Raw genomic sequence first — 21,633 nt, 5'->3', positions numbered from 1 at the left:
ACCATAAGCACGTAAACTTATGTAAAACTTGAACCCCTTGGTCGATTTTCACTTATAACAGGCCACCGCCACGAAGAGCTGAAAAATGACGCGTGTTCTTTTGATTGATGACGACCTGGAATTTACCGGGTTGCTTTGCGAATATCTGACGGATGAAGGGTTTGACGTACTCTCGACAGACGATGGCGCCAAGGGGCTTGCTTTCGTCGACAGTGGTGCAACCGATATCATCGTTCTCGACGTCATGATGCCGATCATGAATGGTGTCGATGTCTTGCAGAATATCCGAAAATCCAGTGAAATTCCTATCGTCATGCTGACAGCGAGGGGGGATGACAAGGATAGGATTACCGGGCTAGACCTTGGTGCCGACGACTACGTCTCCAAGCCCTGTTCGCCTGGCGAACTGGTGGCGCGGTTGCGGGCAATATTGCGTCGTACGGGCAAAACACCGCCAGAACATCCATCTCAACCGCTCAAAAGCGGCGAACTCGTTCTTTATCCGACAAGCAGGCAAGCGCATATCAATGGTGAGGCTCTCGCCTTGACCGGGACGGAATATAATCTCCTGGAACTTCTAGTCCGCAATGGTGGCAAGGTCGTTTCCAAACATGACATTTCCCAAAGCGTATTCGGCAGGCCCCTGACGCCTTTCGACCGGCGTATTGATGTTCATCTCAGCAGTATTCGCCAGAAACTCGGCCTCAGAAAAGACAAGCAAAGCTGGATCCAGTCTGTTCGTGGGCAGGGTTACATTCTGCTACAGGATAGCTGATGCCTCGGCTTTTCTGGCGTTTTTTCGTCATTGTCTGGCTTACAATCACGCTGACAACCATGCTGGGCATATCGCTTCCACGATTCAACGGCCAGCTGCCGCCGCATATGCGCATCGCTGAGGTGCAGAACGAGATCATTGCCGCACAAATCGCCGAGATGCTCCAACGCGTCGGGCCGCAGGAGACACAGGCGTTTATCCACAGCATAACACCCACAGGAGACGAGGGGCATTTCCAACTCCAGGCAGTGCCGGCAGCTGCCCCGCAAACCTGCGCCAAGGATCAATTTCCAGGCAGCATTGCCATATCCTACGCCAACCAATGCTACACCCTCACAATTGATGAATCGTCTATCAGCAATGACTGGCCACTTGTGTTGCCTTGGCTGATCGGCCTTGTCGCCAGCCTGTTTTCCGCCTACCTGTTGACGAAATACCTACTGACACCCATTGAGCGGCTTCGCCATGGGCTGAAAATGCTGGCAGAAGGCCACTTCAGCATCCGCATCCACGATCCTGTCAAAAATCGAAAGGATGAAATCGGAATTCTGACACAGCATTTCGATATCAGCGCCATGCGCCTACAGGAACTGCATGAGAGCCGAGAACGACTGTTTCATGATATTTCCCACGAACTACGCTCACCCTTGTCACGCCTGCAAGCCGTTACCGGTATCCTGAGGAAGAACCCAGTGCGCCTACCCGGCCTGCTGGATCGCATGGACCATGAAATCGAGCGGCTGGACAGGCTGGTCGGTGAGATCCTGACCATGGCCAGGCTGTCCTCCAAGACAGATGAAGAAAATCAGCTCCTGGTTATCGATATTCTCGACATTCTCGATGAGATTGTTCAGGACGCGACTTTTGAGGCACAGGAAAAGGCTGTATCAATTGATTTTCAGCGGAGTGGCAGTTTTGTCGCCGCTGTCAATGGAGAGCTTATCTATCGCGCCATCGAGAATGTCTTGCGAAACGCGATCAAATATACCGGAGAAGCGACAGTAATCCGGATTTCGGCAACCGTTTCACCGAATGGCCTGACACTCACCTTCACGGACGAAGGTCCTGGCGTCAAAGAAGATGACCTTGAAAGTATCTTTCGCCCATTTATCAGTTCAGGCAGCAGCGGCAGTGCCTCCGGATACGGTCTTGGCCTGGCAATTGCCAAGACGGCCGTCGAACGGCATGGCGGCAAGGTCTTTGCCGGCAATGTCAAGCCGAAAGGCTTGCGGATCACCATGATATTGCCTGGCGATAGCGACACACGGTCAGAATGCCACAACGCTATGCGGCAGACCTGATACCAAGGGCCATTTTCAATGGCCCTTGGTATGACGCAAAGCATTTTTGTCGTTGGAAAAGCCTATTCTCCGAAGACCATGCCCTTGGTCAACTCCAACGCCTGGCGCTCGAAAAGACCACGGTAAATGCCTGACTTCATCCTGATCAGGCTCTCATGCGTCCCCTCCTCAGCGATCCGGCCGTGATCGAAGACCAGCAGCCGGTCGAGCGCCCGCACGGTCGACAACCGATGCGCCACGACCAAGGTGGTTCTGCCCTGCATAAGCCGTTCCATAGCTTCCTGGATCAGCATTTCCGATTCCGAATCCAGGCTTGACGTTGCCTCGTCCAGAATAAGAATCGGCGCATCTGCAAGGAAGGCACGGGCGATCGCAATCCGCTGGCGTTCACCACCTGAAAGCTTGATGCCGCGCTCACCCACCAGCGTGCCGTACCCCTTCGGCAAGGCCTCGATAAAGCCATGGGCGCTGGCAAGCCTTGCAGCGGTTTCGATGTCCTGCTGGCTGGCCGAGGGCCTTGCATAGGCGATGTTTTCCGCAAGCGAGCGATGGAACAGGATCGGCTCCTGCTGCACGATGGCGATCTGCTGGCGTAACGAGGTTTGGGCAACGAGTGCGATATCCTGACCGTCGATCCGGATCGCCCCACCGTTGACGTCATGCAAGCGCTGAATGAGCTTGATGAACGTCGTCTTGCCAGAACCGGAATGGCCAACCAGCCCAACCTTCTCACCGGGCTGGATCACAACGGAAAAGTCCTTGTAGAGCGGCGCAAAATGATTGCCGTAATGAAAGGACACCCGATCGAATTCGATCTTGCCGCGTTCGATGACAACAGGTTTTGCACCGGCCACATCCACGACGCCAAGGGGTTGACCATGCAGGAAAACCAGTTCCTCCATATCATTGACTGACCGTTGCAAGTTACGGATATGCATACCAATTTCCCGCAAGTAGCCCTGCAGGATGAAAAAGGCTGTCAGCACGAAAGTGATGTCACCAGGGCTGGCCTTTCCAGCACTCCATAGCCAAAGGGCCAGACCCAAAACCCCACCGCGCAACACCATCAGCAAGGCTGCTTGCAGGCTGCCATTCAGCGTGCCGCGTGTCCAGGTGCGGCGCGTCCTGTCCTGCCATTTTTGCAGCACCCAATTCAAGCGGGTTTCCTCGCGGCTTTCCCCACCGAAGGCCTTGACCACGGCATTACAGGTCACTGCATCGGCCAAAGACCCACCCAGTTTTGTGTCCCAGCTATTGGCCATACTGGCCATTGGCGCGACGTAACGTAGAGCCATGATTGCGGTAAACAACACAAAGCAGATGGACCCAACCCCGACCAACAGGCCCATCATCGGCCAATGCCACGTCATCAGCACAGTGGAACCGATCAGCATGACAAGCGAGGGAAACAGCGCCACGAAAACCGTATCGTTCAACAGGTCGAGTGCCCACATGCCGCGCGTCACTTTGCGCACCGTCGAGCCAGCGAAGCTATTTGCATGCCAATCGCTGGAAAAGCGTTGAATGCGAGAGAAGGCATCGGCGGCAATGTCCGACATGGAGCGCAGCGTAAAGCCGATAATGGCGGTAAACGTTGCATGGCGCAGCAGGACCGCTCCGGCAGAGAGCGCCATCAACCACGCGAAAGCGGCAATAGCGCTGTCCCAGGCAAGGCTGTCATCGGCGCGACCGGAGACGACCGCGTCAACCAACCGACCGGAGAACAGTGGCGTTAACACATCTGCCAAAGTGGAAAGCAATACGGCAAACAGCATGAAAACCACACGCCCCGGCTGCCGGCGCCAATGAACCGCACAGAAACCGAAAACGCTGCGAAATGCCCCGCCACGGCGAGATTTATAACCTAAAGCCATAGGAAAATTCCGGCGCGAGCCGGCTCCGACATATGAATAGAATGGAAACCGCGCGGAAACGCGATAAAGTGGCGTTAGAGGGAGAAAATTCTATTCCCGGACAAACCTGATTCAACACAAGGTAACGGACTGACCGTTACGCACACGCAGCTTAACTGCGGATGGCGCCTGCCAACATTAAATTGGCGCTGGCCACCGGGGAGGTGGAAAAATATGCCATAAAGCCTCCCTGATTGGTGTTGAACATAAATGGTTTTTAGATCGACTCGATTCTGAAGCCAATAAGTGATTTGCAATTTTGGGATAAAACGCACTGACTGCGGTATTTCCGCAACAGCCGACCTTTCTACAAGGAGGACTGTTGCGCCGTTATTGGATGATTTCAGAAACGTCAATGACAAAGAGCGCCTACACGATAAAGCATTGTTTTCGCTTATATATCTGAAATATCCATTTCTATCATCTCACTCAGATGCTGAAAGAAGAGCTTACGGATTGGCTTGGCTGGAGCTGTTGAGTGGGTTGTCTGGTTCCACTTCACCAGGATGATAACCAATCACGTAATAGCCACCGATAAGGCACCCAATGATGAAAAGTGAGCCGACAAAAATCTGCATGCGGCGTCTTGGTTTGCTAGCGTGTTGTGTCATGTCACCTCAAAATTGTGTTTAACTTGCAATGTTTGGCAGGCATACATTCCCAGCTCCGAAGTCCACGTCTCAGCAGTGCTTCAAGGAAATGCATAAGAGCCGTCACTTCCTGTTCATCAACGCCTGCATTTCCTCGAAACGGCGGCGGCGGTCGTCTGCGCGCTCACCCGGCGAATAGCAGGTGCTGGAAATGCAGAACTTGGTCAGACCGAAAGGTGCAGTCGCTTTTTGAAACTCGCAATCGATGACATCATCCATCTTCGAGGCATCGGCATCCTGTCGCTCGGAAAAGGTGATGCGTGCCCCTGGAGGGGTCAATTCAGGAAAGCTCTGCGTCTGGCCGATTTTCACATCCGGCTTCATCAGAAAATTTTGCAGCACCGTATGACAGGCCTGCTCAAGCTGCGGCGATTGGGCCATGGCCGGCATGGCTGTGGCCAATAGAATTGGGAGAACATATTTCATCGAGAACCGCTCGCGTTTGTGAAGTCCGCAATAAAGCTTCCACAGAGGATTTTGTTCCCGAGAAGGTGAGTTCAGGCGCGCTTTTCACCTAGACGTAAGACGCCATCCCTTATGCATCGGCATATGCCCTAAAATGCGAGGCCCTAAACGCCCAGACCAAGGAACTTTTCTTGGTGGCAAACAGTTTACGGGTGAAATCAAAGACGGAAACAGGTGAGGAAATGAAAAAAATTGCCGCAATTCTGCTGTCAGCCGCGACACTGCTGACAGGTATGGCGCCGGTTGGCGCATCCGCCGCACCAACAGCGCTTTCGCAACCTGCACAGACGCAGAGCATTCCCAGTGCCACAGCACAGGGCGGCGTCCAAGTTGCGGAAAATAGTTGGGCTGACGATCGTCGCCAGCGTCGCTATGTTCCTGGTCCACGTCGCCATAGCGATCGCAATTGGGACGGCCGTCGCGGCTATAACCGCTATGATCGTGACAGATATCATCGTCGCCATAACCGCAACAACGCCGGCGCAATTATCGGTGGATTGGCCGCAGGTGCTATCATTGGCGGTGCCCTCAGCGCACGGCCACAGGGTGGAAACTCGCACACTCAATGGTGCTATAATCGCTACCGGTCCTACCGGGCCTCGGACAATACGTTCCAGCCCAATAACGGCCCACGCCGCCAATGCGTTTCACCGTAAATATCTCTTAATAACTGGAAAATGGCGCGAGACTCGGTTTCGCGCCATTTTTGCATGAAAATTCCGATCACATCGCGATGGCTTTGCTGATTTTTCAGAAAATCGCGCTAATACTTCCCAAGGCATAGCATAGCCGGATGGCTAAACGCCGGGGGGAAGAGATGACACAGCTTATCGCAAAGTGCCGGCATACCGGCCTGATCATCGCCATTCTCCTCCTCTCAAGCCTTTCCATTGGATTAATGTCAGGGGTTGCCGCGCAAGACAGCGCTAAGGTTCCGGCCAAAGCTGCAGCAGAACAGAACAATCTAGTGCCCCAGCAAGCCCTACCCGCAACCACCCCTGTATCGTCCCCATCACCTGAAGTAACCACTGCCCAAACTCCGCAGACGGGTTCCGCCACCATGGAAGCCGACATGATGACGGCTGCCTACGGGGAAGTGGCAACTGCCCTTCGGCGCGGCGGGACCGTCGCATTGACCGGCCTGCAAAGCTTGCCAGCGGCGTTTAGCAACAGCATGCAATCTTTGCATGAAGAGCAAACGGGGATGAAGGAACTCAGCCTGACGGCCGCCGGCGCGATCGTTGCCGGGCTCGCGACGGCCACCGTGTTCCTGACGGCGTTCGCACGGCTCATGCCGCGTCTTGGTCCAGATCGTGGGCCACTTGCCAAGGCCTTATTTGCAGTCCTGCGGCTTGCTGGAGATCTGCTTGCGGTCGTCATCTTCGTGGTTTTGGCGCGCAATGGCGCCAATATGGGCATGGTCTCCGGCTCATTTGGCAAAGAGGTAACCTCCAGCTTCATTCATATTGCCATGACGACCGCGATCTTTGCCAGTTTCGGCCGCCTGCTCTTCGCCAAAATCAACGGATTCGAACCGTTATTCGATATTGCCGACGCATCCTGGCACCTAAAAATGATGGTCGGCTTCGGCTTTCTGTCCGGCTTTACCCATAGCAGCCTCAATCTTGCCGACGCCCGCGGGCTAGCCCCGATGGCGGTGGATGGCTGGCTGTTCCTCAGTTCCACCATCATCACCGCCTATCTGCTGGTCTGGTTTATCGTCGGACGGAGCGACATCGCCAATTCTCATTCCGGCCATGCCAACGGATGGCAGCGTATTACCGGCAATCTCATCGCCAATTTCTATATCGTCTCCACAATTGTTATATGGCTGCTCGGTCTTCTGGTCGCCGGCACGGCTCAAAACGTCCTCTGGGTGCGCGTGTCGGGCATCAGCCAAATCGTGTTCATACTGATTCCCATCCTGCATCGCGGTGTCTCTGGCTTGTTTCAATATCTGGCAATACGACGGGAAGCCGTCTATGGTCCGGGTTTCCACTCGGTCCTGCTCTGGGCGTTGCGCATCCCGTTTTCCGGCGCAATCTGGCTGATTGGAATTCACATCACCGTCATCTTGTGGCAACCGCTTCTGGCCAATGCGGGGGTGGATGCCTCCTATTGGCTGAATCATTTGCAACAATTTGGCATTACCATTGTCTGCAGCGCCTTTGTCTGCGGCTTCCTCTGGAAGTTTTTTGACACCATTTCACCAGTCAATACTGTCAAACTGCCGGGTCACGAGGATGATGGAGAACAGAAAACCACCAGCCGATTGTCGACGGTTCTGCCTGTCGTGCGCAATCTGGTCATGGGGGCCGTCCTGGCGGTCGCGTTTCTCGTCATCCTGACCTCCCTCGGTGTGAACGTGGCACCGCTTCTCGCGGGCTTCGGTGTGCTTGGCCTGGCCGTATCATTCGGCTCGCAAGCCCTCGTCAAGGATGTCGTTTCCGGCATCTTCTTCCTGGCGGAAGATGCCTTCCGGATCGACGAATATATCGATGTCGGCAAGCTACAGGGCACTGTTGAACAGATTTCCCTGCGCTCGGTTCGTTTACGCCACCACAATGGCCCTGTGCATACAGTGCCGTTCGGCCAGATCGCCGCCGTTACCAATTACAGTCGCGATTGGGGCACGATTAAATTCGAATTGCGCTTCGACCGCGACGCCGATCTGGAAATGATCCGCAAGACTGCCAAGAAAGTTGGTCTATCCCTGTTGGAAGAGCCGGAATTTGCGGGTGATTTTCTCATTCCTCTCAAGATGCAAGGCATTCAAGAGGTCAACGAAAATTCCATGGTCATCCGCTTCAAGTTCACGTGTCGGCCCGGCAATCCCAGCCTGATCAAGCGCGAAGGCATCAAGCGTCTGCTCGCAGCATTCAAGGCGGCTGGTCTCAATCTGGCCTCCAATGCTGTTGTCGTGCGCTCCGATGGAACGGCGATCAATGATGCCGCTGCGGCCTCAACCCTATCCGCAAAAGCCGCCAACGCGCCTTGATAGGCGTTTGGATTAACCTTCTCCAATCGACGGTTCCCTTCTGCAGGGTACAATTCATCGTGATCAGAAATGCAAGACTGATTGCAACCGTAATGCGACAACGGTCGTCAGGCCCTTCATTCCCATGCGAATAGGCGTTGGCAACCGTCATTTTAGACAGAAGATACAGCTAAACCGTTCAGCAGCCGCAGACCTTCCAACCGAGAGTAACTTGACTTCAATACTCAGCTTACCTAACCAAGGGTCAGATTTGTGACTTCCTTCTGCCCTTCGACAAGGAGACTGACTTGAAAATCTCTCGTATTTCTAGCTTGAGCGCTATGGCTGTTCTTTCCGCCCTGTTCACCACGACTGCAATTGCACCGGCTTTCGCCGCCGATGGCGATGGCATTGTGGTCTACAATGCCCAGCATGAAAGCCTGGGCCGGGAATGGGTCGAAGCCTTTACCAAGCAGACGGGCATCAAGGTCACGATGCGCCAGGGCAGCGACATGCAATTTGCCAATCAGCTCTTGCAGGAAGGCGAAGCCTCACCCGCCGATGTGTTTCTGACGGAAAATTCACCAGCCATGGCGCTGGTTGATCAAGCTGGGCTGTTTGCTCCTGTTGATGCCGATACGCTGTCGCAGGTTCCGGAAGAGTTTCGCCCCGCCAATGGCCAATGGGTCGGCATTGCCGCCCGCTCCACGGTGTTTGCCTATGACAAGACCAAGCTCAGCGAAGACAAGCTGCCGAAATCCCTGCTCGATCTTGCCGATCCGGCGTGGAAAGGCCGTTGGGCAGCCTCTCCCTCCGGTGCGGATTTCCAGGCCATCGTCAGCGCTCTCCTGGAGCTGAAGGGTGAGGAAGCGACCGCCAAGTGGCTGAAGGCCTTGAAGGAAAATGCGACCTTCTACAAGGGCAACAGCGTTGCCATGAAGGCTGTGAATGCCGGTGAAGTCGAAGGCGCGGTGATCTATCATTATTACTGGTTCGGCGATCAGGCCAAGACCGCAGAAAACAGCGGTAACGTGGCACTGCATTATTTCAAGCATCAGGACCCGGGCGCCTTTCTCAGCATTTCCGGCGGCGGCATCATCAAGTCCACCCAACATATGAAGGATGCCCAGGCCTTATTGAAATTCATCACCAGCAAGGAAGGTCAGGCGATCCTGAAAACCGGCACGTCTTATGAATATGCCGTGGGCAAGGGTGCGGAATCGAATGCCAAGCTGGTGCCGATCAAGGATCTGGACGCTCCGAAGGTTGAGCCGACCAAGCTGAACAGCAAGAAGGTCACTGAAATGATGACGGCAGCCGGCATTCTCTAAAACAGAAGGCACCTATTACGGCAACCGGCCCCGCCGACTGCAAGGCGTCTCCTTCACTTCGAAACTATTGTCTTTCCCTCAAGAAAGGCTTAGGGCAATCGCCAGTCGGCGATTGCCTTTTTTAGAGTGATTTTGGCTTTTCCAGACACCGCCCGCATCGATATTGCCATAACAAGAAGATCGAATACCGTTGTTGCAGGACAATAGGCAAACAGCGCCAAAAGCGCAGACAAAGATAACGGCAGGGCGCCAGCACCGGCCCGCCGGGCATATCGGTCTGCTGGCGATTGCCGGTCTCGTCGCCGCCTTCAGCCTTGTGCCACTTGGTTTTATCGCCTGGGTCACAGTCGATGTCGGCTGGGAGACGGTGAAAGCCCTGGTCTTTCGCGGTCGTGTCGGCGACCTGCTGATCAATACGGTCCTGCTGGAAGCAGCAACCATTCCCATTACCATCGTGCTTGCCGTGGCCCTCGCCTGGCTGATCGAGCGGACACGCCTGCCCTGGGCCGGGCTTTGGTCCTGGCTGATGGTGACACCGCTTGCTGTTCCGGCTTTCGTGCACAGCTATGCCTGGATCGGCATTTCACCCGGCATGCATGGGCTGTGGAGCGCTGTGTTCATTTCGGTGCTCGCGTATTTCCCGTTTCTCTACCTGCCTGTTGCCGCCTCTCTTCGTCGGCTCGATCCGGCCATCGAGGATGCCGCAGCCTCCCTAGGCCTTGGACCGTGGCAAGTGTTCTTCCGCGTGGTCTTGCCGCAATTGCGTCTGGCCATTCTCGGGGGCGCATTGCTCGTGGCGCTGCACCTGTTGTCCGAATACGGCTTGTTCGTAATGATCCGGTTCGACACCTTTGCGACCGCCATCGTCGACCAGTTTCAATCGGCCTATAACAGCCCCGCCGCCAATATGCTGAGCGGCGTTCTGGTGTTCTGCTGCTTGCTGCTCCTGGGTCTTGACGGGCTTTTGCGGGGCAGCGAACGCTATGCACGTGTCGGCTCCGGCGCCATCCGGCCGTCTCCGCGTCACGAGCTGGGCGGCTTTGTCGTTCCAGCCTTGTTGCTGCTGCTCAGCGTGACGGCGCTGGCGCTTGGCGTTCCTGTCTACACACTGTTGCGGTGGCTCTATATTGGCGGTTTGCGGGTCTGGCAGAATGACATGGTCAGCGCCGCCTTCTTTGAGACCATCGTGCTGGCACTGACCGGCGGCATTCTCTCAATGCTGGCCGCAGCACCGATGGCCTGGTTGTCGGTGCGCGCACCCGGACGCCTGCAAAAGCTGCTGGAGGCCTGCCATTATTACGTCGGCTCTCTGCCCGGCGTCGTCGTGGCATTGGCATTGGTGACCATTACCGTTCGAGTCGCGCTGCCCTTCTACCAGACATTCGCAACGCTGATCGCTGCCTATATCCTGCTTTTCCTGCCGCGTGCCATGGTTGGTTTGCGCTCCAGCATTTCGCAAGCGCCGGTGGAGCTGGAAAGGGCCGCCATGAGCCTTGGCAAAAACCCGACTCAGGCTGTCTGGCTGACCACGATGCGGCTGGCAGCCCCCGGAGCCGCCGCCAGTATCGCGCTGGTTGCCATGGGCATCACCAATGAACTGACCGCTACGCTGATGCTCGCCCCCAATGGCGTCGACACGCTTGCCACCAAATTCTGGTCACTGACCAGCGAAATCGACTATGTGGCAGCGGCGCCCTTCGCCCTGATGATGGTGGTCCTCTCCCTGCCCCTTACCCTGCTTTTGCAGTCGCAATCCAAACGCACGGCTGGCCAATGACTTTTCTCGATATTCAATCCGTCAGCAAACACTATGGTCATGTGCAGGCATTGAACGATGTTTCGCTGGCTATTCCCGCCGGCAGTCGCACCGCCATTGTCGGACCTTCCGGCTCGGGAAAAACAACGCTTTTGCGGCTGATCGCCGGCTTTGAAATGCCAGATTCGGGCCGGATCAGCCTTGGCGGCGCGCTTCAGGCTGAGCCGGGCTTCATGCAGCCTGCCCATAAGCGCGGCATCGGCATCGTTTCTCAGGATGGCGCGCTGTTTCCTCATCTGAGTGTTGCCGACAATATCGGCTTCGGATTTGAACGCGGCTTGAAGAACCGCGATGAGCGGATCAGGAATTTGGCCGAAATGGTCGAGCTCGATCCCACCATGCTGGCCCGGCGTCCTCATCAACTCTCAGGTGGCCAGCAGCAAAGGGTGGCACTGGCGCGCGCTCTTGGCCGTCAACCACGATTAATGTTGCTGGATGAACCGTTTTCCGCACTGGACACGGGTTTGCGGGAAACCATGCGCAAGGCAGTGTCGAAACTGCTTGCCTCAGCCGGGATCACCACCATTCTCGTCACCCACGACCAGACAGAGGCACTGTCCTTCGCTGATCAGCTTGCAGTCTTGCGTGACGGCAAGCTGGTGCAGGCTGGCGCCCCCAGAGACCTTTACGAGCGCCCAATTGACCGCCAAACGGCGCTTTTCCTGGGCGAAGCCATCGTTGTTCCCGCAATATTTGCAGCCGGGAAAGCCAATTGTGCGCTTGGAGCAATCCCGGTGGAAGACGACAACACCGGCAACGGCGATATCATGTTACGCCCGGAACAGATCTGCATCAAACCGGTGATGACAGATGCAAGCAGGCCAGTGAGGGTGCTGGATGTCGAGTTTTCCGGTGCGAGCGGCACGGTGACCTTGCAATTGCAGGGTAACGATGCGGCAACGCCAACCCTTTCCGTGAGGATGTCGCGCCTTGATCTGCCAATGCCGGGCGATCTCTCCTATTTGACCGTCATCGGCAGCGCCCACGTCCTGCCGCCAGAATAAGCCGTATGATTAGCTGTTAAAATGCAAAACGCCGTGCCTCTGTCTGAGGCACGGCGTTGATATGCATTCTGCGCCTAGGATCTGTCAGGTTCAGATTGAACCAGACAGATCCTAGGTTGTTTTGTTTTCGTTTGTCTTTTCGGGAAAACCGGGTTCCATTTTTCCCTGACAAACTCTCATCATCTCCATCATCAGGAATGACGCAGTCGTCATCGGTCTCTCACGTCAATCGACGTCATCAAAACCTATGCCGCTCCCAACTGGATCAGATGAAGAACCGGCAATGATTTCCCGCTTGCCGACATGATTTGCTGGACCAACCAGACCTTCTCGCTCCATGCGTTCCACCAGTGAAGCGGCGCGGTTATAGCCAATCGAAAGACGACGCTGGATATAGGAGGTAGAGCATTTTTGATCCCTCAGTACCACCTTGACGGCCTTTTCATAGACCTCATCGCTCTCATCGCTACCACCGCCAACCGGGGCGCGGTCGTAAGCCTCTTCAACGGCCGGTGCGCTGGCCATGGGTTCGCCGCCGTCTTCCTCGGTCACCGTGCCGAGATATTCAGGACGACCCTGCGTTTTCAGATGCGCCACGACTTGCTCGACTTCGGCATCCGAGACGAACGGACCGTGGACGCGGCAGACCCGGCCACCGCCAACCATGTGCAGCATATCACCCTGGCCCAGCAGATGTTCCGCACCCTGCTCGCCCAGAATGGTGCGGCTGTCGATCTTGGATGTCACCTGGAAGGAAATCCGGGTCGGGAAATTCGCCTTGATCGTGCCGGTGATGACATCAACGGACGGCCGCTGGGTCGCCATGATCAGGTGAATGCCCGCAGCGCGCGCCATCTGCGCCAGACGCTGGATTGCGCCTTCAATTTCCTTGCCCGCCACCATCATCAGGTCGGCCATTTCGTCAACAATAATGACGATATAGGGCATGTGCGACATGTCGAGATCCTGATCCTCATAGAGGATCTCGCCCGAATGACGATCAAATCCGACCTGGACGCTGACGGTAATCACCTCGTTCTTCTCGCGCGCCTGGGCAGCACGGGCGTTATAGCCATCGATATTGCGCACGCCGAGCCGCGACATCTTGCGGTAGCGGTCTTCCATTTCGCGAACCGCCCACTTCAACGCCATGACGGCCTTTTTCGGATCGGTCACGACGGGGGTCAGAAGATGCGGAATGCCATCATAAACAGAGAGCTCCAGCATTTTCGGGTCGACCATGATCAAACGGCATTCCTCCGGCTTTAGCCGGTAGAGCAGCGACAGGATCATCGTGTTAATCGCCACCGATTTGCCTGAACCCGTCGTGCCTGCCACCAGAAGATGCGGCATCTTGGCGAGTTCAGCGATAACAGGTTCGCCGCCAATCGATTTGCCGAGGCAAAGCGCCAGCTTGAACCGGCTTTCCCAATAATCCTCGCATTCGATCAGTTCGCGTAGATAAACGGTTTCTCGCACAGCGTTGGGCAATTCGATGCCGATGACATTGCGACCGGGGACGACGGCAACACGGGCCGAGAGCGCCGACATCGAGCGGGCGATATCATCGGCAAGGCCGATGATCCGCGACGATTTGATGCCCGGAGCCGGTTCAAATTCATACAGTGTCACGACAGGACCGGGGCGCACGTCGATGACCTCGCCGCGAATGCCGAAATCTTCCAGCACGCTTTCCAGCAAACCGGCGCTCTGCTCCAGCGCTTCCGGCAACATGGCCTCGGCACGGGCAGCCGGCGGCTCCTGCAACAGGCTGATCGACGGGAATACGAAATCACCATCGAAGGGATGATGACGGTTCATTTCCAAGCCGCCAATGGCGCGATTGGCCCTGATGGCTTCCGAAACGGGACGAGCGACCGCCACAGGCGCCAAAACGATCGGTTGAGCTTCAACAAAAGAAAGGTCTGGAACGACTTCCACCGGCTGAGCAGGCTCTTCCCAAGGGGCTAGATCGACAGAAGCCGCTTCTGCTACGTCAGCAACAATTTCGGGCTCTGCGGCGAGTTCAACAACATGCTCCACGACGGGTGCAGGCAGAACAGGCTGCTCAGCATTCTCTTCGACAACGATTGCAGGAGCAGGCACGGAAATGGCCTGTTCCGCGCCATGGCGCACCCGGATCTCCCGATAAAGCGCAGCCACCGAGCCGCTAACCGGCTGTGATGCGGGTTCCGTTGCGGGAATAGGCGTCCATACCGGCGCCAAAACAACCGGGGCAGCCTCCACTTCGGTGGATAGATCGAAGGGATCGGAGAGCATTTCGAAAAATGCAAAATCGGACACCGACAGCTGCGCTGTAGCGACAACAGGCGCCGCCTGCGCTTCACCCGCGGAGTTTTCCTCAGCAGCGGCGACCGACAGGCTCTCATTGCGCAGGTTCAACTCGATATTCTCTGCCATGCGCATAGCTGCCGCCGCCTGACGCAACCGTAGCGCCTCCGGCAATTGCGCCAGTTCCGCACCGATAGATTCGATTCTCTGTGAATTCGGCAAGGGCCGCACCAGCGTCTCCGGCGAAAATTGTGGGGCAATTACGATCTGCGGCAATTGAACCACCTCAGCCTGGGCAGACTCATGATCCTGAACAGGTTCAGCCACGGGCACCTCTGCAACGGGCCGCGGCGGACGCGCATTCACCGGCCTAGGCGGCGGCGCACGGCGCGGCACGATGAGCGGACTGCCCGTCTTCGGCAATCCAAAAAAGCTGGCATTTTGCGCAGTGGAATCAGCACCAATAGCAGCAGCAGAGGCGGGCATCGCCGTGCTGGACGCCAGATCAGGAGACGAGGTAGCGGCAGGCGTGGATACGCGAGCCTGATCGACAGCTTTCTGCAGGGCAGCAACCACCGCCGCCTGCTCGGCTGCGGCCTCAGCTTCCCGGCGCTTGTTAATGGCGGCTTCCGGTGTGCGGGTAAAGCGCACATTCGGCCCCAAGACGAAGGCAGACTGCCATGGCTCCAGCGGTCCGTTCGGACCGGCCAGACGCGCCTGATCGGCAGAAGGCACCACACCAGACTGCGGATCGTCATGACCGGTCTGATCGGAAGAACGGGGACTATTCTGTGTTGGAACGCGCATGATGCCTAACAGTTCATTTGGAATGGTTCTTGTCCCCTATAGAAGTAAAAAATAAAGGTTAATCACTCCTTTCCAAGCCGCATCATATGTGGGCAAAGCCTTGCGAAACCCCGCGTATAACCCATTGTTTTTCAATGAGTGACAGGAAGAGCACAGATCAAAGCCCACCTTCAGCGCCTTGAAAACAGGGGATAATCGCAGTCAGAAATTTTTTCGCCTCGGTTAGGCCTGCGCACCCATTTAATTCGTCTGGCGAGAAGCAGGGCGACGGGGACCACCCCATTCTTCATCGTTCTCGAAGGAATGCCACTGGTTTCCCCATCAGCTTAGACGAATCGGCAGTAGCCAGGCCGGACTGGACATGGCAGATTCCACGGCACGGATAGCGAGGAGACCATCATGACCGAACCATTCACCGCAATCGTCATCGATACCGTCGAGGGCAAGCCAAAAGGCGTCTTTCGGCAATTGACGCTGGCGGATCTGGCCGATCACGATGTGCTGGTGGAAGTTGCCTATTCGACCTTAAACTATAAGGATGGATTGGCCTTTACGGGCGCCGGTCGGATTGCCCGGCGCACGCCTATCATCGCCGGTGCCGATCTTGCCGGAACGGTGGTGGACTCGCGCTCGTCGGATTGGAAACCCGGTGACCGCGTGGTCGTCAACGGGTTTGGCATGACTGAAACCGAAGGCGGCGGCTATAGCCGCTACCAGCGGGTCAAACCGGAATGGTTGCTGCGGCTGCCTGAAGGCTTCTCATTGCAAGATGCGATGGCCATCGGCACGGCTGGCTATACCGCAGCGCTGGCCGTGTTAGCCCTGGAAGATTGGGAGGCAATTAAGCCGGGAAATGGTGAGGTTCTGGTGACAGGGGCTGGCGGTGGCCTTGGCTCCATGGCCGTCAGCCTTTTGGCTTCGCGGGGTTATCAGGTAACGGCATCCTCTGGCAGGCCTGAAACCCATGATTACCTGAAAGCGCTTGGGGCCAGCCAATTCGTTGACCGAGCTGATTTGGCGCAAAAGGCCGGTGCCTTACAAAAAGAACGTTGGACCGGTGCAATCGATAGCGTTGGTTCCACCACACTTGCCAATGTCATCGCCCAAACGGTCTACAATGGTGCCGTTGCAGCCTGCGGGTTGGCTGGCGGTGCCGACCTGCCTGCCACAGTCATGCCATTCATCCTGCGTGGGGTGGCCCTGCTTGGCATCGATTCCGTCATGACGCCGATGGAAAAACGTATTCGCGCCTGGGAGTTTCTCGATAAAACCCTCAACCGCGACCACCTGGCAGCTATGACAACCATCGAACCAATGTCCAATTTACCCACACTGGCTGAGGCGATCCTTGCTGGAAAAACCCGTGGCCGGGTGGTGATCGATGTGACGAAATAGTCATTTTATACCAAGGCTCGAAGATGCTCGCACATCCTAGCCTTGGTAGGCATTGCGAATATCTCAAATGCTTGCACCGTTTGAGATATTTGCAGAAGGAATCCGATGAGCACTCTTCAACGAGTCATCGTATTAGGCAAACGGCGGGTTTCACTGTTCCGCCGGATATCAGGCAGGTTTACCAAGCCGGGCGATGGCGCCGATTAATTGCAGACCGGTTTTTGTGGCGGCCCCCGTCGCCACAACCATCTGCGGCAGCAGCAACCATTCCAAGGCCCAGGCGGCTCCAGAGCGTTCCTGTTCATGCACAAGGCTTTGATGCAGGCCAGCAATCTGTACGGCATTGAAACGGGCAAGCGTTACCAGCGTTTCCGCACCGACAGGGTTTTGCTTATGCGGCATGGCCGAGGAGCCGCCGCCGCCGGTCAATTGAATTTCACCGCCCATTTCCGCCAGAAGCGCCACATCCTGGCCAAATTTGCCAAGGCTGCCTGAAATCAACGACAGAAGATCGGCAAAGGCGACGATCCGGTCGCGCTGGCTATGCCATTGCGGCGCATCCTCAAGGCCAAGCAGTTCGGCCAGTCTGGCGCGCACCGCAGGGCCTTTGTCGCCGAGCTTTTCCAATGTTCCCGCAGCACCTCCAAATTGCAGGGCAAAACCATCGCCAAGCAAAGCCTGCAAGCGGGAGCGGTGCCGTTGCAAAGGTCCAGCCCAGGCAGCGATCCGGTCTGAGACCGTAATCGGGATGGCCGCTTGCATGCGGGTATGGCCCATCAGAGCACTCTGCCCAAAAGCGGCATCCAACTGCTCGAACCCAGCGATCAATGCCGCCAACCGCTCGTCGAGGAGTCCCGCCGCCATCTTCAGACGCAGCACGAGGCTGGTATCGATGACATCCTGACTGGTCGCGCCAAAATGCAGTTTTGCTGCGCTTGTCCCGCCGACAGCTTTGCGCATCTGGCCGACCAATTCGGGAATGACCACGCCATCGCGTGCCGTGGCCGTTTTCAAGGCATCGAGATCCGCTGTGAAACGGGCAAGGCCCGACTGGATCGCCGTGGCATCCCCCGGCTCAATCACCCCGGCCTCACCTTGAGCCGTGGCCAGCGCCGCCTCAAAGGACAGCATGGCGGCAATATCTGCCTGCCCGGCAAACAAGGCCGCAAAAGCCTCATCGCCAAACAGGCCGGAGAGGAAGGGGTGTTCAAATGGGGAAATGCTCATGATGCCAATCAGATATCGAAGAAGACTGTTTCGTTTTCGCCTTGCAGGTGAATATCGAACACGTAATCATTGCCCTGCTTTTTGGCAATCAGTGTCGGAATACGCACCTTGTGCTCGATACGCGCCAGAAGCGGATCTTCGGCATTGGCCGCCTCTTCCTCCGGGAAATACATGCGTGTCTGCAAGCCGATATTAATCCCGCGTGCCACGACCCAGAAGGTCACATGCGGTGCCATCCAACGCCCTCCAGCAAAGGGAACCTTGCCCGGCTTGATGGTGTGAAAGACGAATTCCCCGGTTGCCATATCGCCTGGACAACGAGCCCAACCGAGGAAATTCGGATCGGCCTTGCCGCCGGTTTCGGACGGGCTGTTGTAAAGCCCATCGCTATCGGCCTGCCATATTTCAATCAGCGCGTCTTTCAGTGCATTCCCGCCACCATCATAAACATAACCGCGAATGGTGATACGCTCGCCACGGGTTTTGTCGTTATAAAGCGGACCGGAGCCAAGATCTTCTTTGAAGATGCCTTCAATGCCGGAGAAATTCGGTGTGCAACCGATATGAACGTACGGACCCGCCGTCTGCGAGGGCGATTCCTTCAGGTAACCGAGAGGCTGTACCATATCAGTTGCCCTCCTTGCGATTTTCAAACAATGTGGAACGGCGTCCGCGCAAGACGATATCGAATTTATAGGCGCGCATGTCCATCGGGATAGCCGCATTCATATCAAGCGGCGCCACCAGGCGTTTGATCGCCTCTTCATCCGGAATGGTTTTGACGATCGGACACAGCCAGATCATCGGATCACCTTCGAAATACATCTGGGTGATCAACCGCTGGGCAAAACCATGACCGAAAATGGAAAAATGAATATGCGCCGGGCGCCAATCATTGACGCCGTTCGGCCAGGGATAGGCACCGGGCTTAATGGTCTTGAACCAGTAATAGCCGTTCTCATCGGTGATGGTACGCCCTACCCCACCGAAATTTGGGTCGAGCGCTGCCAGATAGGTTTCCTTCTTGTGACGATAACGCCCACCGGCATTGGCCTGCCAGAATTCGACCAGGGCACCGTTTACACCGACCCCACGCTCGTCCAGCACCCGGCCATGCACCAGAATGCGCTGGCCAATCGCCATTTCGCCTGGTTTGGCATAGTTGAGGATCAGATCGTTATCGGTCTCGTTCAACAGGCTGTGCCCGAAGACCGGTCCGGTAATTTCGCTCTTTGTGCCTTCAAGCGAAATCAGCGCCCGCTGCGGTGAGCGCAGCACACTGGTCTTGTACCAGGGGGCATAGGCCACCGGATGCATATCCCGGTCACGGGCAAAAAATGGCCCGGTTTCCGGTAGGGAATTTTTCATGTCTTTCCTCCTCAAGTTTCTCCGTCGCAGGCTTCGTGGTGCCAGTTATAGCTCAGGCTGCTTCGGAATCCATTTGCGCGTAAACGCCCTTGGCGATCTTGAACGCATGGTTTGCGGCCGGAACGCCCGCATAGATCGCCACATGCATCAGCGCTTCGCGAATATCCTCGCGGGTTGCCCCGGTATTGACCGTGGCGCGAATGTGCATCGCCACTTCCTCGTCCTGACCAAGTGCCGCCAGAAGCGCAATTGTTACCATCGACCGCTCGCGTTTCGACCACTGGTCGCCCGACCACACGGTTCCCCACGCACCCTCGGTAATCATCGTCTGGAAGGGCTGATCGAAGGCGGTTGCCGCCGCTGTTGCCCGATCCACATGGGCGTCACCCAGCACGGAACGCCTGGTTTTCATACCGCGCCGATGCGCCTCTGATGCCGTGTCTGTTTTGTCCGTCATGTCTGCTCTGTCTCCGCAACTATCTTGTATCTTGCCTTCAGTGTCAGGCTAACTCATCCAAAAATGGCAGCAAGGCCGCAACATAGGCGTCCGGTTGCTCAAGGCAGGGGATATGACCCGCCTTAGACACGACCGAAAACCGGCTGCCCGCAATCAAGTCCGCCAGAGATTGCACCAGAGCCGGCGGGGTCGAGCCATCCTCGTCACCCACAACGCAAAGCGTTGGAACGGTGATGGCCGGTGCTTGCTCAGTGAAATCGGCATCGCGCAGTGCAGCGCATGTACCGCAATAGCCTTCTACTGGCTGACGCAGCAACATCGTGCAGCAGCCCGCATAAAGCGAATTATCCGTCGTGCGGAACGGTGCCGTGAACCATCTTTCCATAATCGGCTCAAGCAAGGACCCGATACCGTTGTTTTGAATGGTCGCTATCCGGTTGTTCCACATTTCAGCAGAACCGATCTTATGGGCGGTATTGCTGAGGATAAGCGCCCGCACCAGATCCGGACGGCTGGCGTAAAGCCCCTGCGCAATCATGCCGCCGACAGAAAGCCCAACGACAATCACCTGCTTCAACGAAAGATGGTCCAACAATGCGGCCATGTCATCGACATGCGTTGCCATCGAATAGGGAGGATTGCCGAGATCCGACAGGCCATGACCGCGCTTGTCATGCAGCACAAAGGCGTAACGATCCTGGAGCCGATCCATAACCTCGTCCCAGATCCGGAAATCCGTGCCGAGTGAATTGGCAAACGCAATCACCGGCTTGCCGCTCTCTAGGCCAACCGTGTTGTAGTGAATAACCGCATCCGTCGTCTTTAAAAATTTCATACCGTATCCTCCGAAATTGATCTTGCGACAGCAAATCGGTTAAGTAAAATGACATTATCGCCGCCATTGATAACCCTCAGGTTATGAGAGATATGATCGACCAGCGCATCAAGTTTCGCCATCTTCAAACCTTTGTCGAGGTTGCGCGCCAGAAAAGCGTGGTGAAATCCGCCAATTTATTGCATGTCAGCCAGCCTGCGGTCACCAAAACGGTTCGTGAGCTGGAAGAAATCTTAGGGGTCAGCCTGTTTGAGCGCGAGGGACGCGGCATCCGCATCACGCGCTATGGTGAGGTCTTTCTGCGCCATGCGGGCGCAACGCTGGCGGCCTTGCGCCATGCAGTTGATTCGGTTTCCCAAGAAGCGGCCAAGGCTGGGCCGCCGGTGCGGGTCGGTGCCTTGCCCACTGTTGCCACCCGCATCATGCCCCAGGCCATGACCGCGTTCCTGACGGAAAATACCGGAAGCCCGATCAAGATCGTCACCGGCGACAATTCAGTCCTGCTCGAACAATTGCGCATTGGAGAACTGGACCTCGTGGTTGGCAGATTAGCAGCACCTGAGAAAATGGCAGGATTTTCCTTCGAGCATCTCTATTCGGAACCCGTGGTTTTCGTCGTCCGGTCCGGCCATCCATTGCTGACGGGCGAAACGGCACCGTTTGAGCGGATGCGTGAGTTTCCAGTGCTGATGCCAACCCGCAACTCGATCATCCGCCCCTTGGTTGACTATTTCCTGATCGCAAATGGTGTAGCCACCCTGCCCAACCAGATCGAAACTGTCTCCGATTCCTTTGGCCGAGCCTTTCTGAAAATCAGTGATGCCATCTGGGTGATTTCCGAGGGTGTCGTGGCGGGCGACATCGCAGAAGGGACGATTTGCGCCCTGCCGATAGATTGCTCCCCGACACGCGGTCCGGTTGGCTTGACCGTCCGCGCCGACGCCATGGCAACGCTGCCGCAATCACTGCTTATGCAAGCAATCCGTGATGCGGCAGCAGCCATTATGCCTTGATTGCCTG

17 protein-coding genes are annotated in these 21,633 nt (G+C 56.4%); 9 read left to right on the top strand and 8 right to left on the bottom strand.

The window, feature by feature from the left end:
• Positions 1-85: 85 nt before the first annotated feature.
• Complete coding sequence (locus FS819_RS22945) at positions 86-775, top strand: response regulator transcription factor (protein ID WP_071207101.1); 690 nt, start codon at positions 86-88, stop codon at positions 773-775.
• Positions 775-2,076 (top strand): HAMP domain-containing sensor histidine kinase, encoded by a 1,302-nt coding sequence (locus FS819_RS22940; protein WP_156549585.1) that lies wholly within the window; start codon positions 775-777, stop codon positions 2,074-2,076. The genes FS819_RS22945 and FS819_RS22940 overlap by 1 nt, the downstream gene beginning before the upstream one ends.
• 62 nt (positions 2,077-2,138) lie before the next feature.
• Here FS819_RS22940 and FS819_RS22935 read toward each other — a convergent pair whose 3' ends face one another.
• Positions 2,139-3,950, bottom strand: coding sequence for an ABC transporter ATP-binding protein (locus tag FS819_RS22935; protein WP_156549583.1), 1,812 nt, complete (start codon positions 3,948-3,950; stop codon positions 2,139-2,141).
• 752 nt (positions 3,951-4,702) lie between these two features.
• Positions 4,703-5,065 carry a hypothetical protein gene (locus FS819_RS22930; RefSeq protein ID WP_156549582.1) on the bottom strand — a complete coding sequence of 121 codons (363 nt, stop codon included), beginning with the start codon at positions 5,063-5,065 and terminating at the stop codon, positions 4,703-4,705.
• Between the two features lie 221 nt (positions 5,066-5,286).
• Here FS819_RS22930 and FS819_RS22925 point away from each other — a divergent pair, with 221 nt between their 5' ends.
• From FS819_RS22925 to FS819_RS22905, 5 genes are all read left to right on the top strand, one after another.
• Positions 5,287-5,760, top strand: a complete 474-nt coding sequence (locus tag FS819_RS22925) for a BA14K family protein (RefSeq protein WP_156549580.1) — start codon at positions 5,287-5,289, stop codon at positions 5,758-5,760.
• Positions 5,761-5,921: 161 nt separating this feature from the next.
• The gene (locus FS819_RS22920) at positions 5,922-8,102 is read left to right on the top strand and encodes a mechanosensitive ion channel family protein (protein WP_197434116.1); all 2,181 of its coding nucleotides are present in this window, start codon (positions 5,922-5,924) and stop codon (positions 8,100-8,102) included.
• Between the two features lie 320 nt (positions 8,103-8,422).
• Positions 8,423-9,412, top strand: coding sequence for an iron ABC transporter substrate-binding protein (locus FS819_RS22915; RefSeq protein WP_156549946.1), 990 nt, complete (start codon positions 8,423-8,425; stop codon positions 9,410-9,412).
• Between the two features lie 235 nt (positions 9,413-9,647).
• Positions 9,648-11,189 (top strand): ABC transporter permease, encoded by a 1,542-nt coding sequence (locus FS819_RS22910; RefSeq protein ID WP_234624708.1) that lies wholly within the window; start codon positions 9,648-9,650, stop codon positions 11,187-11,189.
• A complete protein-coding gene (locus FS819_RS22905) occupies positions 11,186-12,232 on the top strand; it encodes an ABC transporter ATP-binding protein (RefSeq protein WP_156549576.1) in 1,047 nt (348 codons plus the stop codon). The genes FS819_RS22910 and FS819_RS22905 overlap by 4 nt, the downstream gene beginning before the upstream one ends.
• A 225-nt stretch (positions 12,233-12,457) precedes the next feature.
• Here the strand turns inward: FS819_RS22905 and FS819_RS22900 are convergent, their stop codons facing one another.
• Positions 12,458-15,331, bottom strand: a complete 2,874-nt coding sequence (locus FS819_RS22900) for a DNA translocase FtsK (RefSeq protein ID WP_156549574.1) — start codon at positions 15,329-15,331, stop codon at positions 12,458-12,460.
• Positions 15,332-15,730: 399 nt separating this feature from the next.
• On the opposite strand from FS819_RS22900, the gene FS819_RS22895 reads away from it, so the two are divergent.
• Positions 15,731-16,726, top strand: coding sequence for an MDR family oxidoreductase (locus FS819_RS22895; RefSeq protein ID WP_156549572.1), 996 nt, complete (start codon positions 15,731-15,733; stop codon positions 16,724-16,726).
• 168 nt (positions 16,727-16,894) lie between these two features.
• On the opposite strand, the gene FS819_RS22890 is transcribed toward FS819_RS22895, so the two are convergent.
• Genes FS819_RS22890 through pcaD form a run of 5 tightly spaced genes read right to left on the bottom strand, consistent with a single transcriptional unit; the run spans position 16,895 to position 20,613 of the window.
• Positions 16,895-17,953, bottom strand: a complete 1,059-nt coding sequence (locus FS819_RS22890; RefSeq protein WP_156549570.1) for a 3-carboxy-cis,cis-muconate cycloisomerase — start codon at positions 17,951-17,953, stop codon at positions 16,895-16,897.
• 8 nt (positions 17,954-17,961) lie between these two features.
• Complete coding sequence (gene pcaG / locus FS819_RS22885; protein ID WP_156549568.1) at positions 17,962-18,579, bottom strand: protocatechuate 3,4-dioxygenase subunit alpha; 618 nt, start codon at positions 18,577-18,579, stop codon at positions 17,962-17,964.
• A gap of 1 nt (position 18,580) precedes the next feature.
• Complete coding sequence (gene pcaH / locus FS819_RS22880) at positions 18,581-19,321, bottom strand: protocatechuate 3,4-dioxygenase subunit beta (protein ID WP_156549567.1); 741 nt, start codon at positions 19,319-19,321, stop codon at positions 18,581-18,583.
• Between the two features lie 52 nt (positions 19,322-19,373).
• Entirely contained in the window at positions 19,374-19,778 is a 405-nt protein-coding gene (gene pcaC, locus FS819_RS22875; protein WP_156549566.1) for a 4-carboxymuconolactone decarboxylase, read from the bottom strand.
• A 43-nt stretch (positions 19,779-19,821) separates the two neighbouring features.
• Positions 19,822-20,613, bottom strand: coding sequence for a 3-oxoadipate enol-lactonase (pcaD, locus tag FS819_RS22870; protein WP_156549564.1), 792 nt, complete (start codon positions 20,611-20,613; stop codon positions 19,822-19,824).
• A 92-nt stretch (positions 20,614-20,705) separates the two neighbouring features.
• Between pcaD and pcaQ the strand changes: the two genes are divergently transcribed.
• Positions 20,706-21,626, top strand: a complete 921-nt coding sequence (gene pcaQ, locus FS819_RS22865; RefSeq protein WP_156549563.1) for a pca operon transcription factor PcaQ — start codon at positions 20,706-20,708, stop codon at positions 21,624-21,626.
• Positions 21,627-21,633 lie beyond the last annotated feature (7 nt).

Source organism: Allorhizobium sp. Av2, from assembly GCF_021462805.2.
GTDB lineage: Bacteria > Pseudomonadota > Alphaproteobacteria > Rhizobiales > Rhizobiaceae > Allorhizobium > Allorhizobium vitis_G.
This window is presented reverse-complemented; position numbering and strand designations above follow the sequence as displayed.

What these genes read in the sequence shown, in the direction of transcription:
- FS819_RS22945 (WP_071207101.1), top strand. Translation starts at nt 86, where the DNA reads ATGACGCGTGTTCTTTTGATTGATGACGACCTGGAATTTACCGGGTTG.
- FS819_RS22940 (WP_156549585.1), top strand. Translation starts at nt 775, where the DNA reads ATGCCTCGGCTTTTCTGGCGTTTTTTCGTCATTGTCTGGCTTACAATC.
- FS819_RS22935 (WP_156549583.1), bottom strand. Translation starts at nt 3,950, where the DNA reads ATGGCTTTAGGTTATAAATCTCGCCGTGGCGGGGCATTTCGCAGCGTT.
- FS819_RS22930 (WP_156549582.1), bottom strand. Translation starts at nt 5,065, where the DNA reads ATGAAATATGTTCTCCCAATTCTATTGGCCACAGCCATGCCGGCCATG.
- FS819_RS22925 (WP_156549580.1), top strand. Translation starts at nt 5,287, where the DNA reads ATGAAAAAAATTGCCGCAATTCTGCTGTCAGCCGCGACACTGCTGACA.
- FS819_RS22920 (WP_197434116.1), top strand. Translation starts at nt 5,922, where the DNA reads ATGACACAGCTTATCGCAAAGTGCCGGCATACCGGCCTGATCATCGCC.
- FS819_RS22915 (WP_156549946.1), top strand. Translation starts at nt 8,423, where the DNA reads ATGGCTGTTCTTTCCGCCCTGTTCACCACGACTGCAATTGCACCGGCT.
- FS819_RS22905 (WP_156549576.1), top strand. Translation starts at nt 11,186, where the DNA reads ATGACTTTTCTCGATATTCAATCCGTCAGCAAACACTATGGTCATGTG.
- FS819_RS22900 (WP_156549574.1), bottom strand. Translation starts at nt 15,331, where the DNA reads ATGCGCGTTCCAACACAGAATAGTCCCCGTTCTTCCGATCAGACCGGT.
- FS819_RS22895 (WP_156549572.1), top strand. Translation starts at nt 15,731, where the DNA reads ATGACCGAACCATTCACCGCAATCGTCATCGATACCGTCGAGGGCAAG.
- FS819_RS22890 (WP_156549570.1), bottom strand. Translation starts at nt 17,953, where the DNA reads ATGAGCATTTCCCCATTTGAACACCCCTTCCTCTCCGGCCTGTTTGGC.
- pcaG (WP_156549568.1), bottom strand. Translation starts at nt 18,579, where the DNA reads ATGGTACAGCCTCTCGGTTACCTGAAGGAATCGCCCTCGCAGACGGCG.
- pcaH (WP_156549567.1), bottom strand. Translation starts at nt 19,321, where the DNA reads ATGAAAAATTCCCTACCGGAAACCGGGCCATTTTTTGCCCGTGACCGG.
- pcaC (WP_156549566.1), bottom strand. Translation starts at nt 19,778, where the DNA reads ATGACGGACAAAACAGACACGGCATCAGAGGCGCATCGGCGCGGTATG.
- pcaD (WP_156549564.1), bottom strand. Translation starts at nt 20,613, where the DNA reads ATGAAATTTTTAAAGACGACGGATGCGGTTATTCACTACAACACGGTT.
- pcaQ (WP_156549563.1), top strand. Translation starts at nt 20,706, where the DNA reads ATGATCGACCAGCGCATCAAGTTTCGCCATCTTCAAACCTTTGTCGAG.